Raw genomic sequence first — 16611 nt, forward strand, 5'->3', positions numbered from 1 at the left:
CATGGCAACGCCGCATACTTCATCAGCCGTCGCGCTGCCCTCCGCCGTGCAGGAGCGCCAGCGTCGAGCCAGGCTGCGCCGCAACATGTTCTATCTGGTACTCATCGTCGTGGGGTTGGTGGCACCCTTTGTCGCTTACCCTGTGTTCTTGATGAAAATCCTTTGCTTTGCCCTGTTTGCTTGCGCCTTCAATCTACTGCTGGGGTATGCCGGGCTGCTCTCGTTTGGCCACGCGGCCTTTCTGGCGACGGGGGGCTACGTGACCGGGTATCTGCTGGCCAGCTATCCGGGCCTGACCCCGGAGCTGGGCATATTGGCAGGGACCCTGACCGCCACCCTGGTTGGCGCGGGCTTCGGGCTGCTGGCCATTCGCCGCCAGGGGATCTACTTCGCCATGGTCACGCTGGCGCTGGCCCAGCTGGTGTACTTCGTGTTCGTGCAGGCGCCCTTTACCGGGGGAGAAGATGGCCTGCATGGCGTGCCGCGTGGGCATCTGTTCGGCTTCATCAGCCTGCGTAACAACCTGAGCATGTACTACTTCGTGTTTGCCGTGTTCCTGTTGGGCTTTGCCCTGGTGCAGCGCACCGTGCACTCCCCTTATGGGCAGGTACTCAAGGCCATCCGCGAGAACGAGCCTAGGGCGATTTCGCTGGGTTACAACGTCGATGCCTATAAACTGCTGGCGTTCGTCCTGTCGGCGGCGCTGGCCGGGCTGGCCGGAGCGACCAAGACCGTGGTGTTCCAGCTGGCGTCGCTTACCGATGCTCACTGGCACATGTCTGGCGAGGTGATCCTGATGACTCTGCTGGGCGGTGTGGGCACGCTGCTCGGGCCGGTGATGGGGGCGGGTCTGGTGGTCAGCCTGCAGCATGTTCTGGCCCAATCGCCGCTGGGCAACTGGGTAAGCGTCATCCTGGGCATCATTTTCGTGGTGTGTGTACTGAGTTTTCGCAGCGGTATCGTGGGCGAGCTGGCCAAGATATACCGCAAGAACTTCAAGTAGCGCCCGGAAAGGGTCGGGAAACTGCGTCTGTCTGTGGATTTGGGTGCCTTCGCGGCACCCTTTTTTGTGGGTGCGGGCGCTGGCCTGAGGTGCGTGGACCTTTGGCGAGGGGAGCGTTGTCTTTCTACGCCAAAGGTCGTGGGGGATTCGGTTGCGCAAATCCGCCTAAAAATATAAGTTAACGTAAACGTCAACGTGACCGATAACGATAATAGTGGGCGAGGTTTCTGACTGAGTTCAGGGGCTCGCCGCAGCGGAGACCGCCATGAATTTTGAGCTGAGTGAAGACCAGGTTGCCTTTGCCGATATGGCGCGGGGGTTTGCCCAGAATGAGCTGGAGCCCCACGCCGCTAAATGGGATGCCGAGGCTTTTTTCCCGGTGGACGTGATTCGCAAGGCAGGCGAGCTGGGGTTCTGCTCCCTGTATGCCCCGGAGCGTGTGGGCGGGCTGGGGCTTTCGCGGCTGGATGCCAGCATTATTTTCGAGCAGCTCTCCATGGGCTGTACCTCCACTACGGCATACCTCACCATCCACAATATGGTGACCTGGATGCTGGCGGATTTCGGCACGCCAGAAGCTGTGGAGCAGTGGGGCGAGCGATTGGCGACCGGTGAGCTGCTGGGCTCCTACTGCCTGACCGAGCCCAACGCGGGCTCCGACGCCGCATCGCTCAAGACCACCGCCCGGCGCGACGGTGAGCACTACGTGCTGAATGGCAGCAAGATGTTCATTTCCGGGGCAGGCAGCACCGATTTTCTGGTGGTGATGGCCCGCACCGGCGGCGAAGGGGCGGGCGGTGTGTCTGCCTTTGCCGTGGATGCCCAGAGTGACGGGATCAGCTACGGCCGCAAGGAAGACAAGATGGGTTGGAATAGCCAGCCCACCCGGATGATTACCTTCGAAGACGTGCGTGTGCCTGCCAGCCACCTGCTGGGTAAGGAAGGCGACGGCTTCAAGATCGCCATGAAGGGGCTGGACGGTGGACGCATCAATATTGCCACCTGCTCGATCGGCACCGCCCAGCAAGCGCTCAACAAAGCCCGTGAATACCTGCTGGAGCGCAAGCAGTTCGGCAAGCGGCTGGCCGATTTCCAGGCCCTGCAGTTCCGTTTGGCCGACATGGTGACCGAGCTAGTGGCTGCCCGCCAACTGGTGCGCATGGCCGCGGCCAAGCTGGACGCTGGCCACCCTGATGCCACGGCCTACTGTGCCATGGCCAAGCGGTTTGCCACGGATGTAGGGTTCAAGGTGTGCGATGAAGCCTTGCAGCTTTACGGTGGCAATGGCTACATCAAGGAGTACCCCATGGAGCGCTACGTGCGTGACACCCGCGTGCACCGCATTCTGGAAGGCACCAACGAGATCATGCGGCTGATCATATCCCGCCGCGTGCTGGCCGATGGCGCCGCCGAACTGTAGCCTTGGCACCCGAGCAGATAAGGAAGAGGCAATGAGTTGCGTACTGTTTGAAGAGCACACGACCCAGGACGGCCATGTGATCGGCGAGATCACGCTCAACGCCGAGCGTTCGCTGAATGCGCTGACCCTGGAGATGATCGACGCGCTGCTGCCCCGCTTGACCCAGTGGCAGGAGGATGAGCGTGTGGTGGCCATTCTGCTGGACAGCACAGGCGAAAAAGCCTTCTGTGCAGGGGGCGACGTGGTCAATCTCTACAAGGCCATCACCGGCGATGGTGAGCCGGACTTCCCCGAGCGTTTCTTCGAGCGCGAATATCGGCTCGACTACCTGATGCACACCTTCGCCAAGCCGATTATCTGCTGGGGGCATGGCATCGTGATGGGCGGTGGCATGGGGCTGCTCAGTGCCAGCAGCCACCGTATCGTTACCGAAACGTCGCGACTGGCCATGCCGGAAGTGACCATTGGCCTGTACCCCGATGTGGGGGCCAGCTGGTTTCTCAATCGCCTGCCCAATGGTACCGGGCGTTTTCTGGCCATGACCGGTGGCCAGATCAATGCCCCCGATGCGCTGCATCTGGGTCTGGCAGATCGAGCAATTGCCAGCCACCACCGCGAGGCGTTGGCCCAGGCGCTGCTGGAAGCCCGCTGGGGAGAAGGGGAGCAAACCGACGCCCATGGCGTGGTCAACCGCGTATTGCGCGAGTTGGAGCAGGCTTCTCAGGCGGCGTTTGCCGAGCTGGAAGCGCCTGTCTACAAGACGTCTTCACTGATACGCGAGCTGATGGACCACGACACCGTCGAGCAGCAGGTGGCGGCGGTGCTGGGAGTCGACAGCGACGACCAGTGGTTCAGTAAAGCCCAGCGCACCCTGGCCCATGGCAGCCCGGTCTCTTTGCGGCTGATCGATGAGCAGCTCAAGCGCGCCCGGCACATGTCGCTGGCCGAAGTGTTCCAGTTCGAGCTGGCGCTTTCCGTGCAGTGCTGCCGCCATGAGGAGTTCCCCGAAGGCGTGCGTGCACTACTGGTCGACAAGGATGGCCAGCCGCGCTGGCGTTTCCCGGACGTGGCCTCGGTGCCGCCCAGCTTCATGGAAGAGTTGCTGTCATCCCCCTGGGAGACCAGCCCTCTGGCGGATCTTCAATAATGTGTGCTGTCTCTTCCGAGAGCGCTATCCAATCGACTGCTGACCAATCTCAACAAGGATAACAACATGACCAGCGTAGCCTTCATCGGCCTGGGTAATATGGGCGGCCCCATGGCAGCCAATCTCGTGAAAGCCGGTTTTCAAGTGCGGGCCTTCGACCTGGCCGCCGAGGCCTTGGAAACCGCCCGTGCTCAGGGCTGCGACACCGCCGCCACCGCCCAGGCCGCGGCAGCCGATGCCGATTTCGTGATCTCCATGCTGCCGGCGGGCAAGCATGTGCGGGGGCTGTACATGGAGGGCGACGCGCCGCTGTTCGACGTCATCAAGGCGGGCGCCCTGGTCATCGACTGCTCGACCATCGACGCCGACACCGCGCGTCACGTCGCCGCCGCTGGCGCTGAAAAGGGCATCGGCTTCGTGGATGCGCCAGTCTCCGGTGGCGTGGGCGGTGCCCAGGCGGGCACACTGACCTTCATCGTGGGCGGTTCGGAAGCCCAGTTCACTCAGGCGCAGCCCGTGCTGCAGGCCATGGGCAAGAACATCTTCCACGCCGGAGACCACGGGGCAGGGCAGGTGGCCAAGGTGTGCAACAACATGCTGCTCTCAATCCTCATGGCGGGCACCTGTGAAGCCATCAATATGGGCGTCAAGAACGGCCTGGACCCCGCCGTGCTGTCGGAAATCATGAAGCAGAGTTCCGGCGGCAACTGGGCGCTCAACGTCTATAACCCCTACCCCGGGGTCATGGAAAACGCTCCCGCCTCCAAAGGTTATCAGGGCGGCTTCCAGGTGGATCTGATGATCAAGGACCTTGGCCTGGCCATGGATGTCAGCCAGCAAAGCGCCGCAGCCATTCCCATGGGCTCCGCCGCCCGAGCGCTGTTCACCTTGCACAAGGCGGGCGGCAACGGCAAACTCGATTTCTCCAGCCTGCTCAAGCTGTATCAGGATAAGGATAAGGGTGAGGAGTGAGGAGTGAGGAGTGAGGAGTGAGGAGTGAGGGGTGAATAGTGAGGAGTTGGAGTGTGGAGTGAGTGGGGCATATGTGGGATTGTGGGGCAGCTTTAGCTCGCGACCTGTTGGCTAAGCCCTTGACTAAGCCCTTGCCCCGTAAGTATGCCATTCACTACTCACACCCACCCAAGGCATACTCAGCAACCGATTGAGCTAAACACAAGGACTGCCATGATTACACTTTGGGGCCGCAACAACTCCACCAACGTCAAGAAAGTGCTCTGGACACTGGAAGAGCTGCAACTGCCGTACGAGCAGATCATGGCAGGCCTGCAACACGGGGTAAACGACACGCCGGAATACCTCGCCATGAACCCCAGTGGCCTGGTACCCCTGCTCAAGGATGACGCCACTCAAAGCCTGCTGTGGGAGTCCAACACCATTCTTCGCTACCTGGCGGCGCAGTACGGCTCCAACCCTTTATGGATCGAGGCACCCGCCCAGCGGGCACGCATGGAAAAGTGGATGGACTGGTCGACCAGCCTGCTCACGCCTGCCCATCGCACCATTCTGATGGGCTATGTACGCACCCCACCCGAGCAGCGCGACAGAAAGGTACTCGATCCCGCCATCGCCACTTGTGAAAAACTCTTCGCTCAACTGGACACCACGTTGAGCCAGCAGCCCTGGTTCTCCGGCGAAGACTTCGGCCTGGCCGATATCGCCATCGCCCCGTTCACCTACAACCTCTTCAACAGCGGCCTCTCCTGGTCATCCTACCCCCATCTACAGCGCTGGACAGAGCAGCTCGCCGAACGCCCCGCGTACCGTAAGGTCGTGATGATTCCCGTGACGTGAAGGAAAGGGGGGGGGGCGCAACAGCCGGGGCGGCTGTCGACATGCTCAATCAATCTGTTGGCCGTTGGTACAGCACTCACTTTGGGTGCGTTTGTGGGAGGGCGCTTTAGCGCGCGACGATCAAACCACCCAAACCCAATTAAAACCCCGCCTCCAGCAACACCAGCTCCTGATCCAACCCCTTCAACACTTCACACCACAACCCATGCCGTTCCGCGCTCTCAATCAACGGCCCCAAAATAGCGCCGCGCTCGGTAAGCCGCTTCGCTTCCACATCCTGCAACATCGAAGCCTTGTTATTTGCGGTGTTTTCTACCACCTGCCACACCAACGCCAGCCAAGCGGCTTTCCCTTCACCACCGTTTGGCGGTGCAATACCTTCTTTTTCTAGAATCGTCGCCACTTCCTCTACCACAGCTATCACACGGCCTGAGTAGGCATCGCCGCGCAGCGCTCCGTTACGCACACCATGCAGGGCTACCAACGGGTTGATTGCCGCGTTCACCGCTAATTTCTGCCATAGGCGGCTGCGAATATCACCTACCGCCGTGGCGGTAAATCCGGCGTTACTCAGCAGTGCTGCCAGGGTAGTTGCTAATGCTGTGTGCTGATTGTCCAAATCCCCGACAAACGTAGGCCCGCGACCAGCGTGGATGACACTGTCATCGCCGGTTACATAAGCGCCTTGCGTGGTCGTCGCGCACAGTACCGGGCCGTGCCACGTTTGGCTGATGCGCGGCTGGGCATAAAAACCGTTTTGCCATAGCACCAGGGGAGTCGAGGAGGGCAGTACGCAGGCGACACTCGCCAGCGCCGCCTCGGCAACCATCGCTTTGGTGGTGATGTGCACGAAAGCTGGCGGTGCCGCCGTACCAGCCGCCAATCGTTCAGCGGTGAACGAAGGTAAGTGTTGCACACGTGTTTCGCCTTCCGGCGTGGTCAGTATTTGCCGCCCAGGCAGTAGGCGGCGGCCAACGACGGCCACCTCAGCTTGCGGTGCCAGTGAGTGTGCCAACAAGCGGCCAATGGCCCCGGGGCCAAGAATCCAGTGGGTGGTCATGGTACAAACCGTCATCAAGGGTGTGCGTCAAGCTTATCGTGTTGAGCGTCAGGTAGCTCGCATGGTGGATGGACGAACGCTGGAAACGTGTAAACCTCGTCTAACCTTATGCTCGGCAAGCAGTGTATCGTAAGCCCAAACCGCAGGCGCAGTAGGGGAGCGTGACTATTGGTGTAGCCGCTGCCCAGGATGGCCATGGTGAACTTGAAGACCTGATTCAGCGCGCTGATGAACTGTTATATGTGGGCAAACGAGCAGGGCGTGACCGGGTAGTTTGCTAAATGCCAATCTCTGCCTTTTACAGACAATCAAGCCTGCCTGCTCCATTTTGGTTTGCTGTTGCATCGTTTGGGGCAGGCGTTTCTTGGTAGCGTCTGCAGATCAATGCTACCCCCTGAAAGGCGCTGAATCGGCGTTTCTTTTTGAAACGAATCTGGCATCATTGATAATTATTCTTATGTTGATGTTGGCAACATATTCTATCGAGAGGGCTAGGCATGGCGTTGAGTACAAAGGGATGGGTCGTGACGGCAGCAGGCGTGCTGGTGGTCGGCGCTGGCGGGTATGTTGCGGCTCAGGCGATGGTGGGTAACCAGGTAGAGCAGGCGCTGGTCGATAGCTTCGCCGAGCTGGATCGGTCGGTCTCCTACGAGGTGCATGATGTGCAGATCGACAAGGGCTTCTTCGATACCCGAGCCACGGCCACGATCGCCATGCGCGGGTTCGAAGACGCCACGGCGGACGTCAACCTGTTCGTCAAGCACGGGGCGCTGAGCGCCGATATTACCGGCGAACTCGTGCCCAATCAGGCGCTGGTGCAGGGCATCATCGATATCGACCTCAAGGCAACCCGCTCTGCCATCGAAGGGCAACTGAGCGCCGCCGAGCTTAATGGTGTGGCGCTGGATGTGCTGGTGGACCAGCTGGTGGTGGGGCTCGATCGCGGTGCCGACGGGCATTGGCACCTGGATACCCAGGCTCAGGAGATCACCTACCATGGCGACAATGAAACCGTGCGCATGGCGACGCCACGGCTGATCCTGAACACTCGTCATCACGAAGGCGAACCCGTGCTGCTGCAGAGTCTCGACATACCGCGCACGGAAATATTCGTGGAAGGCGTGCGGGTCTACCTGGAGGGTATGGAGTCGGAGAGCGAGTCACGAGGGGAGACCATCGTCCATCAGAGCGGTCATTTCCGGATTGCCGAGATGGGCGTGGATGATACGTCCTTTGGTAGCCTGGCCTTCGAGGTGAGTGCCGACAACTGGGACCTGGAGGCGCTGCAAGCCTTTCAGGAAGCCTATGCCCCCCTCATGGCCATGCACCTGGATGCCGAAGAGCGCGGTGTGCCGGTGGATGCCGAGCAAGAGCGTGTGCTGATGGCCGAGGCTCTGGAAAGCAGCTACGCCATGCTGGTTGCCAGCCCCACCATGGCCATCGACCCCCTGCAGGCCCATATCGTACTGCCCGACCTGGGAATCGACTTCAAGCCTCGTCTCACTACGCACATGGCCTTCGACGGTCAGGACCTTGCCAAAGGAGCGCTCTACGGTGCCTTCTGGCCGGTTGGGCAGCCGTTACCCGAGGGCCTGATGAGTGAAGAGCAGATGATGAGCCCCTTCGAGGCTCAGGAGTATCTCAGCCGTCGCCTGAGCCTGGCGCTGACCGTGACCACACCTCCCGATCTGGTATTGGGCTTTATTCCGATGCCATTTGCCGCCATGCTGGATAGCGAGGCGGAAGAGCAGGAAGTGCTTTGGCAAGAAGGAAGCCTGATGATCAATGGTCAGCCGATCATGTAATGGGGCACACCCGCTCTCCATGAATCTGGGTCTACGGAAGGAAATATCATGATGCTCACTATGGTTATCGTGCTGGTGGTGGTGGCTCTGATCGCCGTCTATATGGTGTCGGTGTACAACCGACTGGTGTCGCTGCGCAACCGCTTTCAAAACAGCTTTGCGCAAATCGAGGTGCAGCTGAAGCGGCGTCACGACTTGATTCCCAACCTGGTGGAAACCGCCAAGGGCTACCTCAATCATGAGCGGGAAACGCTGCAGGCGGTGATCGAAGCGCGTAACACCGCCGCCGCCGGCCTGAAAGCCGCCGCGGCCAACCCTGGCAGCGCCCAGGCCATGGCGCAATTGGGTGGTGCAGAGGGCGCGCTGACTCAGGCCATGGGGCGGCTGAACGTGGTCATGGAAGCCTACCCGGACCTGAAAGCTTCGCAGAACATGCAGCAGCTGTCGGAAGAGCTGACCAGCACCGAAAACAAGGTGGCGTTTGCCCGTCAGGCGTTCAACGACGCGGTGATGCACTACAACACCTATCGCCAGAGTTTCCCGCCGATTGCCGTGGCGGGCATGCTGGGGCATGGGCAGGATGCCACGCTGCTGACCTTCGAAGACAGCGCCCAACTGCAAACGGCGCCGAGCGTCTCGTTCTAGACGTGATGCCCAGGCCCGGGTGACCACAGGGAGGCCAATGCCATGGATTTCTTTACCGCACAAGATCACGCCAGGCGCAACACGGGCCGTTGGGTGGTGCTGTTGCTCCTCGCCATCGTCTCGTTGATCGGTGTGACCACACTGGTGGTGGCCATTGCGCTGTACATGATGGGCGCCAGCGGCAGTCAGACTCAGTCGGCCGAGCAGGGAGTGTTGGCCATGCTCTCCTGGCAGCTGCTGGCGGCGGTGGCCATCGGCGTGCTGGCGCTGGTGGGGTTCGGGGGGCTGTACAAGCAGCGCCAGCTGCGTCGAGGTGGCCGGGTGGTAGCGGAGGCGCTGGGCGGCCGTCTGATCAACCTCGACACGCGCGATCACGACGAGCGGCGGATCCTGAACGTGGTCGAAGAGATGGCCATTGCCTCCGGAACGGCGGTGCCTGCGGTATACGTGCTGGAAGAGGAGGGGATCAATGCCTTTGCGGCCGGTTATCAGCCTGCCGATGCGGTGGTGGGCATTACCCGAGGCGCCATTCGGCAGCTCACCCGCGATGAGCTGCAGGGGGTGGTCGCCCATGAGTTCAGCCATATTCTGCACGGCGACATGCGTCTGAACATCCGGCTGGTGAGCCTGCTGCATGGCGTGCTGCTGATTGGTCTGGCAGGCGGCATGATGTTGCGCAGCTTGCGCTTTCGAAGAGTCAGCAACAACAAGCGCGACAACTCGGCGGCGGTCGTGCTGGGACTTGGGCTGGCGCTCACCTTGATCGGCTACGCGGGCACCTTCTTTGGCGGGCTGATCAAATCGGCGGTGAGCCGTCAGCGGGAGTATCTGGCCGACGCGGCAGCTGTGCAGTACACCCGCAACCCACAGGGGATAGGCGGTGCGCTGGTGAAAGTGGGAGCCCATGCCAAGGGTTCGCACCTCTCGGCGCCCCAGGCGGCCGAATTCAGCCACCTGTTTTTCAGTCAAGGAGTGTCGTCGGGGCTAAGCCAGCTCATGGCGACGCATCCGCCGCTCAAGTCGCGCATTCAGCGCGTTCTACCCGACTGGCACGGTCGTTTCGAAGCCTTGCAGCCAGCGCCTTCGGAGCAAGAGCCCGATACCCCTGGTGCCGAGGCAGACCCACGCTCCCATGGCCGCCGGATGGGCGGGATGCCCACGTCTCCCGAGGCGCTGTTCAGCATGGCGGCCATGCAGGTGGCGCTGGGGGCCATGGGTCAGCCCGATCCGCGCCATTTGCAAAAGGCCCGCGACGTGATCGATGCCTTGCCCGCCACCCTGGTAGAGGCCGCCCATGAACCCTACAGTGCCAGGGCGCTGATCTACGCCATGCTGCTGAGCGACGATGATGCCGAACGCACACAGCAGTTGGCGGCGCTGGAGGCCGTGGCGCTGCCGGATGTGTTCGCAGCATTGCATACCCTCAAGGAGCAGGTGGCCCGGCTCGACGTACAGCTGCGCCTGCCGCTGATCGAACTTGCCCTGCCTGCGCTCACCTCGCTTTCTACACAGCAGGCCCAGCACTTCAGGCTCTGCCTGGAGCGTTTGATCCATAGCGATGGCAAGGTCAGCCTGTTCGAGTGGACGCTCTACCAGCTGCTGCTGAGCCATCTGAGCGAGCGTCACGGCGGTGCCGAAACCCTGACGTTGGAACAGACCCAGGCCGAATGTCAGCGGCTGTTGGGCGTGTTGGCTGAGGCGGGAGTGGCGCTAGGGCAGGCGGGTGACGAGGCCGTGGCTGCCGCGCTGCGGGCTGCCCAGGCCTCGCTGCCCTTCACGTTGTCTTCCCTGCAAGACGCCGATGACATGCAGGCGCTCAGCCTGGCCGTAGAGCGCTTGCGCCGCTTGAAACCGCTCCATAAAGCCCGCTTGCTGAACGCCATGACCCGCTGTGTAGAGCACAGTGGCGTAATTCGCGCCGCCGAGGCAGAGCTGTTCCGCGCGGTGGCCGATATGCTCGGCTGCCCAGTGCCGCCGCTGTTGGAAGAGCCCGACAGCGATACTCACTCCATGGGGTGAACGCCCATGCCTTCATCGCTCCTACTGTTACTGGCCGATGCCGTGTTGCTGTTGCATGTGCTGTTCGTAGCCTTCGTGGTGCTGGGGCTACTGGCTATCTACCTGGGCGGTATTTTGGGCTGGCACTGGGTGCGCCACCGCCGGTTTCGGCTTGTTCATCTAGGCGCCATTGGTTATGTGGTCGTGCAAGCGTGGCTGGGTGCCGTCTGCCCGCTCACCACCCTGGAAATGGCGCTGCGTGCCGAAGCCGGTTCAGCCACTTACGCCGGTTCCTTCATTCAACACTGGCTCCAGCGGCTGCTGTACTACACGGCACCGGAGTGGGTGTTCGTGGTGGTATATACCCTGTTCGGTAGCCTGGTGCTGGCCAGCTGGTGGGTGGTGCGGCCCGTTGCCCGCCAGCGGGGCTGAGGTTTGCAGGGGCCTGCCGTAGTCCGTAATGCGTTGCAGTCGTGCTGGCAGGGAACGCGAGGTGCGTTAGGCTGAGGGGTACGTACGCCGTTTCGCCAAAGGGCTTGCCAGGGCAGGTGTCTGCTGGAGAAAGGGCGATCATGCAGAGTGCCAAGCGTAAAGAGGTGCAGGATGACCAAACGACCAAATGGACAGGGTGACGCTTCGATAGCCACCGTTTCGTGCAAGACCGAGCAGCTGCTGCTGGCAGCGTTGGAGCGGGGCGGCAGCTGCCTGGAAACAGGGCGCTACTTGATCAGCTATCGAGACGGCCAGGTGGAAGAGGGCATCAAGGCACTGCAAGCCCTTAACTTCCGTATTGCCGACGCGCGCGATTTCAGCGAGCAAGCGGTCAGCCTGGACGAAACCGGTGACGCAGAGGCGCTGGTATTTCCAGCGCTGGGCGTGGCCCTGGTGGGCGGCGATGCCTTGCAACACCACGGCATGGACGTACTGGACAAACTCGCGTTGAATAGCCCCATCGAGATCATCGAGCCCGAATATTTTGCCTTTTCGGAAAACTCGGAGTACTTGCGCGGTTTTCTGCGTGCCGCGACCACCATTGCCCGTGACATGGGGGTGGAGCTGGAGATGGAAAACGCCGTCGAAAAGCCAGAACAAGAGGGCCGCACCACCACCTGGGGGTTGGCCCGTTGCCGAGTACCCGCCAGCCAATGGAGTGGGGCAGGTATCAAGGTCGCCGTGCTGGATACCGGGATGGACCTGGGCCACCCGGAGTTTGCGGGCCGTGAATTTGTCGCGCGCAGCTTCGTCGGCGAGCCGGTGCAGGACCTCAATGGGCATGGTACACACTGTATTGGAACCGCCTGCGGCCCGAAGTCTCCCCGCGGTGATACCCCCCGTTACGGGGTTGCCTTCGATGCCCAGGTGCTGGTGGGGAAAGTGTTGACCAACTCGGGCAGCAGTACGGGCGCAGGCGTGTTGGCAGGTTTGAACTGGGCGATTGCCAATCGCTGTGAAGTGATCTCCATGTCACTGGGCAGCCAGAGCCCGGTACAGGCCGCCTACACCCATGCCGGTGCGGCAGCGCTACGCAACGACTGCCTGGTGATAGCGGCGGCAGGTAATTCAACCCTGCCAACCGGCGCCCCGGCGAACTCGCCCACGGTGATGTCGGTGGCTTCCCTGGATCCCAACCTGTCGGTGTCCAGCTTCTCCAATCATGGCAAGATCGAGCTGGCCGCTCCAGGGCGCGACGTGTTGTCTGCCTGGCCTCGGCCGACCTGTCACAAGGCCATCAGCGGTACCAGCATGGCGACTCCGCACGTGGCGGGCAGTGCGGCCCTTTGGGCCCAGTCGGATGCTTCATTGCGAGGCCGAAAACTGTGGGATCAGTTAATAGCCTCTGCTCGGCCTTTGCCGCTATCGCAAGAGCAGGTAGGCGCGGGGCTGGTACAAGCCCCTTAGGCTGCGTGGTGCGCTGGCGGTCTTCTCCGGCCGTCCAGCGCATGCCCATCAACACGTGTGGCATTGATTTTCGGGAGATACCTTCAATGGCAACGGTAACGCTCTGGCTGATCACGATCTCCAGCGATCAGCCCATCCATGACATCGCCACGCGTCTCAGCGCCGAAGGGTTCACCGTCCGCGAGGTGCTGGAGGAGATCGGCTGCATTACCGGCGCCGCCGATGACGCTACCGTCCAGCGGCTCAAACGCGTGCAAGGAGTGCTAGACATCGCCCCGGATACGCCGATGGATGTGGGGCCACCAGGTACGGATGAGACGTGGTGATCATGGCTTTTTGCGAGCTCATCAATCGAATGTGGCCGATTTAGTCAGTTCGCCTTGAGCGCACTCGCTTCCCCGCCGTGCTACTGCGGCTCCCCGTACTTTTCTTGCTGCCCGTCTTGCTGCCCGTCTTGCTGCCGGTACTCTTGCGCCGTGCGTAGCTCTTTTTGCTGGTTCCGCTGCGTTTGGCGGGGCCTGCGGCTTCGCCCTGAGCGGTTTGCAGGCTGTGGCGCAGTTTGCTGGCATCGCTTTGGCGCAGCAGGGTGTGCAAGTCTTCCAGCAGGGCGTGTTGGAAGGCGTTGGGGTCGTCCTGGCGTTCGGAGATCGCGCGCAGGCGCTGCTCCCAGAGAGCGGTGCGTTCGGGAGTGCTGACGGCGCTGGGCAGCGCGGCGATGAGGGCGACGCCAAGCTGTGTGGCGCGCAGGGCTTTTTGCTGGCGTACCAGGTAGCCGCGCTGCACCAGGGTTTCGATGATGCCGGCTCGGGTGGCTTCGGTGCCCAGGCCGTCGGTGTCGCGCAGGGTGCGGCGCACTTCCGGGTCGTCCACGTAGCGGCCAATGTTCATCATCGCCTTGATCAGGCTGGCGTCGGTGAAGGGTTCTGGCGGTCGGGTCTCTTTCTCTTCCACGCCTGCACCGAGAGCCTGGCAGGCTTCGCCCTGGGTCAGTGGCGGCAGCGGCGGGGCCTCTTCTCGGGTGGTGAACAGCGGCTTCCAGCCGGGGTCGAGAATGCTCTGGCCCCGCGTGCGGAAGGCTTCATCCAACAGGGTGAACTCGGCTTTGACTTCGAAAGTGCGCAGCGGGCGATAGAACTGTGCCATGACGTTGCGCACGATCAGTCGAAACACATGCCCTTCGGTGGCGGAAAGCTGGCTGAAATCGGCGGGTTTGCCGGTGGGGGCCAGGGCGTGGTGCGCGCCTACCTGTTTGTCGTTCCAGGCTTTTGAACGCAGGGTAAAGTCGGCTCCTTGGAGCCACCCGCGCAGGGTGTCGTCGTGTTGGCAGGCGCTGGCCAGGGTTTGTCGGGCCAGTGGCAAATGCTCCTCGGGCAGGTAGCGGCAGTCGGAGCGGGGGTAGGTAATCAGCTTGTGCTGCTCATACAACCGCTGGCAAATATCCAGCACCATCTGTGCAGAGAGGCCATGACGACGGGCGGCATCTACCTGCAGTGCAGAGAGCGAGTAGGGCAGCGGCGGGGCCTGGCGCTTCTCCTGCTGGTCTAATGTGGTGAGCGTGCCGCGGGCGCCGGGCAGTTGAACGGCCAGGGCATCGGCGGGGGTGCGGTCAATCAAGCGCCCTTGTTCATCCAGCGGCTGGTGCTCTTTGGGTGCCCACCAGGCGCGCAGCTGGCCCTGGGCCACCTGAAGGTCCACCCACAGCGGGTAAAAGGGGTGGGGCACAAAATCACGAATGGCGTTGTCGCGCCGCACGATGAGCCCGAGTACCGGGGTTTGCACACGGCCCACGGAAAGCACGCCGTCGTGGCCTGCCTGGCGGCCGGTAAGGGTCCAGGCACGGGTCAGGTTGATGCCGTACAGCCAGTCGGCGCGAGCGCGTGCCTGGGCCGCTTCGAACAGCGGCTGGAACTCGCTGTTCGGCCGCAGGCTGGCCAGGGCGCGGCTGACGGCGGGTCGGTTGAGGTCACTGACCAGCAGTCGCTGTACCGGGCCACGGTATTTCAGGTGCTCGATCACTTCCTGTACCAGCAGTTGGCCTTCGCGATCCGGGTCGCCCGCGTGCACCACGCTGGTGGCTTGCTTGATCAGTTTGCGAATCACCGCCAGCTGGCCACGTGCCTTGGGGCGCGGGACCAGCTGCCACTGCCGGGGCACGATGGGCAGCCTGTCCAACCGCCACTGTTTGTCGGCCGGGTCGTAGGCTTCCGGTGGGGCTTGCTCCAGCAGGTGGCCCAGGCACCAGGTCACGATGGTATCGCCGCATACAATCGCGCCATCCTGGCGTTGGCCGCCGGGCAGGGCATCGGCAATGGCCCGCGCCAGGCTGGGTTTCTCGGCGATAATCAAGCGCATGGGGTGTGATCCTGGAGGCAGTGAAGAACGAAAGGGCATGGTAGCAGAAGTGGCCAACGGGTTAGAGTTCTGATACATGAAAATGTATACAGGTGTCGTGGACATGCGGTAAAGCATCCGAAAAGGCGATCTCCATGCGCGAACGCGGCAGAACACGACGTTTACTGGGGCTGGGTGCCCGCACCGGCGGTGCACTGCTGAAGACTCGGCTGGGCGGCCAGGCAGATTGGCAGGCACTGGGCGAAGCGCTGTTCGAGGGGCTTTCCGAGTTGAAAGGCCCGGCCATGAAGCTGGCGCAGATCATGTCGCAGTGGGACGATTTGTTGCCGCCAGAGCTGGCCAACGAGCTGGCGCGCCTGCAGCGTCAGGCAGAGCCGATGCCGTGGCCCAAAATTCGCGAGGCGTTGGTGTTGCAGTACGGCGATATCGACAAGCACTTTCACAGCATCGAAGAGCGCCCGTTCGCCAGCGCCTCCATGGGCCAGGTGCACAAGGCCGTGACCCATGACGGTGAAACCGTGGTCCTCAAAGTGCAGTACCCCGGGCTTGCAGAGGTGCTGGAAAGCGACCTGAAGCAGGTCAAGCGGATCATGGGGCTGGGCCGCTGGTTCAAGGTGCCCCAGGCACGGCTGGATGCGCTGTTCGAGGAGTTGGCGGCGGGGCTGCGCGATGAACTGGATTACCATGCCGAGGCCCAAGCACTGGCGCGCTATCGCGAGCGCTACCTGAGCAACCCGGCGCTGGTGATCCCCGAGCCGCTGTTCGAGCTTTCCGGGCAGCATGTGCTGGCCATGCGCTATGTGGGCGGAACGCCGCTGCGTGAACTGGAGAGCGCCGACGATGCCACTCGCCAGCAGGTGGCTGTGGCGCTGGCCGACTGGATCACCGAAGAGCTGTTCACCTACCGCGAGCTGCATGCCGACCCCCACGCAGGCAACTTTGCCTGTGACGAGCAGGGGAGGCTGGTGATTTATGATCTGGGCGCCGTGATTCCGGTGCCGGAAGCGCGCCTGAAAGCCATGATGCAGCTTCTGGATGCCACCCTGGCACAGGACCCCATGGCCATGGACGATGCGCTGATGAAGATGGGCGGACGCCAGGGTCAGGGCGCTCCGCTGGCGCTCTACAAGGAGTCGGCAGAGTGCATCACGCCGCTGTTTGCGCCCGGCGAGCAGGACTTCAGCGATGTGCGTGTACACCGCCGACTGCGTGAGCTGACGCCCAAGGTATGGGCAGCCATGGACCGGCTGCAACCGCCGGCAGATACGCTGCTGCTTTCCCGAGCCCTGAACGGCCATTACTGGAATCTGGTAAGGCTGAAGGCGCGCCTCGACATGCAAGAGCGCACGCAGCCGCTGTTGACCTGGGCGCGCACCCCCTGACGGGGCCTTCTCCCTGAGCGATTGTCGCTGCGGCAGCGTGGTTAGCCATGCTAGACTACGGCGCTTTGAAAACGCGTATTGAAGACAG

Annotated in this window: 15 protein-coding genes; 13 read left to right on the forward strand and 2 right to left on the reverse strand. The window is 62.2% G+C overall.

The window, feature by feature from the left end; translation table 11 throughout:
- Position 1: 1 nt before the first annotated feature.
- The 5 genes from KVY02_RS07325 (at position 2) to KVY02_RS07345 (ending at position 5382) form a co-directional block, all read left to right on the forward strand.
- Positions 2-1003, forward strand: a complete 1002-nt coding sequence (locus tag KVY02_RS07325; RefSeq protein WP_081194051.1) for a branched-chain amino acid ABC transporter permease — start codon at positions 2-4, stop codon at positions 1001-1003.
- Positions 1004-1268: 265 nt separating this feature from the next.
- Positions 1269-2423 carry an acyl-CoA dehydrogenase family protein gene (locus tag KVY02_RS07330; protein WP_039177097.1) on the forward strand — a complete coding sequence of 385 codons (1155 nt, stop codon included), beginning with the start codon at positions 1269-1271 and terminating at the stop codon, positions 2421-2423.
- A 31-nt stretch (positions 2424-2454) separates the two neighbouring features.
- Positions 2455-3570: an enoyl-CoA hydratase/isomerase family protein gene (locus tag KVY02_RS07335; RefSeq protein ID WP_081194049.1), complete on the forward strand. Its 1116-nt coding sequence runs from the start codon at positions 2455-2457 to the stop codon at positions 3568-3570.
- Positions 3571-3636: 66 nt separating this feature from the next.
- On the forward strand, positions 3637-4542 hold the full coding sequence (gene mmsB / locus KVY02_RS07340; protein WP_218314868.1) for a 3-hydroxyisobutyrate dehydrogenase: 906 nt from the start codon (positions 3637-3639) through the stop codon (positions 4540-4542).
- A 213-nt stretch (positions 4543-4755) separates the two neighbouring features.
- Complete coding sequence (locus KVY02_RS07345) at positions 4756-5382, forward strand: glutathione S-transferase family protein (protein ID WP_218314869.1); 627 nt, start codon at positions 4756-4758, stop codon at positions 5380-5382.
- 139 nt (positions 5383-5521) lie between these two features.
- Here KVY02_RS07345 and KVY02_RS07350 read toward each other — a convergent pair whose 3' ends face one another.
- Positions 5522-6442, reverse strand: a complete 921-nt coding sequence (locus tag KVY02_RS07350; RefSeq protein WP_218314870.1) for a ketopantoate reductase family protein — start codon at positions 6440-6442, stop codon at positions 5522-5524.
- A 161-nt stretch (positions 6443-6603) separates the two neighbouring features.
- On the opposite strand from KVY02_RS07350, the gene KVY02_RS07355 reads away from it, so the two are divergent.
- The 7 genes from KVY02_RS07355 to KVY02_RS07385 all read left to right on the forward strand — a co-directional run bounded on the left by KVY02_RS07355 (position 6604) and on the right by KVY02_RS07385 (position 13115).
- Complete coding sequence (locus KVY02_RS07355; protein WP_218314871.1) at positions 6604-6723, forward strand: diguanylate cyclase; 120 nt, start codon at positions 6604-6606, stop codon at positions 6721-6723.
- Between the two features lie 216 nt (positions 6724-6939).
- On the forward strand, positions 6940-8247 hold the full coding sequence (locus KVY02_RS07360; RefSeq protein WP_218314872.1) for a DUF945 family protein: 1308 nt from the start codon (positions 6940-6942) through the stop codon (positions 8245-8247).
- Between the two features lie 48 nt (positions 8248-8295).
- Positions 8296-8892: a LemA family protein gene (locus KVY02_RS07365; RefSeq protein WP_081137183.1), complete on the forward strand. Its 597-nt coding sequence runs from the start codon at positions 8296-8298 to the stop codon at positions 8890-8892.
- A gap of 42 nt (positions 8893-8934) precedes the next feature.
- Positions 8935-10911, forward strand: coding sequence for a M48 family metallopeptidase (locus tag KVY02_RS07370; RefSeq protein ID WP_218314873.1), 1977 nt, complete (start codon positions 8935-8937; stop codon positions 10909-10911).
- A gap of 6 nt (positions 10912-10917) precedes the next feature.
- Positions 10918-11322 carry a DUF2784 domain-containing protein gene (locus tag KVY02_RS07375; RefSeq protein WP_193461585.1) on the forward strand — a complete coding sequence of 135 codons (405 nt, stop codon included), beginning with the start codon at positions 10918-10920 and terminating at the stop codon, positions 11320-11322.
- Between the two features lie 171 nt (positions 11323-11493).
- Entirely contained in the window at positions 11494-12789 is a 1296-nt protein-coding gene (locus tag KVY02_RS07380) for a S8 family serine peptidase (protein ID WP_218314874.1), read from the forward strand.
- A gap of 86 nt (positions 12790-12875) precedes the next feature.
- Positions 12876-13115: a hypothetical protein gene (locus KVY02_RS07385; protein WP_016913642.1), complete on the forward strand. Its 240-nt coding sequence runs from the start codon at positions 12876-12878 to the stop codon at positions 13113-13115.
- A gap of 40 nt (positions 13116-13155) precedes the next feature.
- Here the strand turns inward: KVY02_RS07385 and KVY02_RS07390 are convergent, their stop codons facing one another.
- A complete protein-coding gene (locus tag KVY02_RS07390; protein WP_218314875.1) occupies positions 13156-15141 on the reverse strand; it encodes a DNA topoisomerase III in 1986 nt (661 codons plus the stop codon).
- A 134-nt stretch (positions 15142-15275) separates the two neighbouring features.
- On the opposite strand from KVY02_RS07390, the gene KVY02_RS07395 reads away from it, so the two are divergent.
- Positions 15276-16523: an ABC1 kinase family protein gene (locus KVY02_RS07395; RefSeq protein WP_218314876.1), complete on the forward strand. Its 1248-nt coding sequence runs from the start codon at positions 15276-15278 to the stop codon at positions 16521-16523.
- The last annotated feature ends 88 nt before the right edge of the window (positions 16524-16611 follow it).

Origin of the sequence: Halomonas sp. 18071143 (assembly GCF_019211725.1) — a bacterium.
Classification (GTDB): domain Bacteria; phylum Pseudomonadota; class Gammaproteobacteria; order Pseudomonadales; family Halomonadaceae; genus Vreelandella; species Vreelandella stevensii.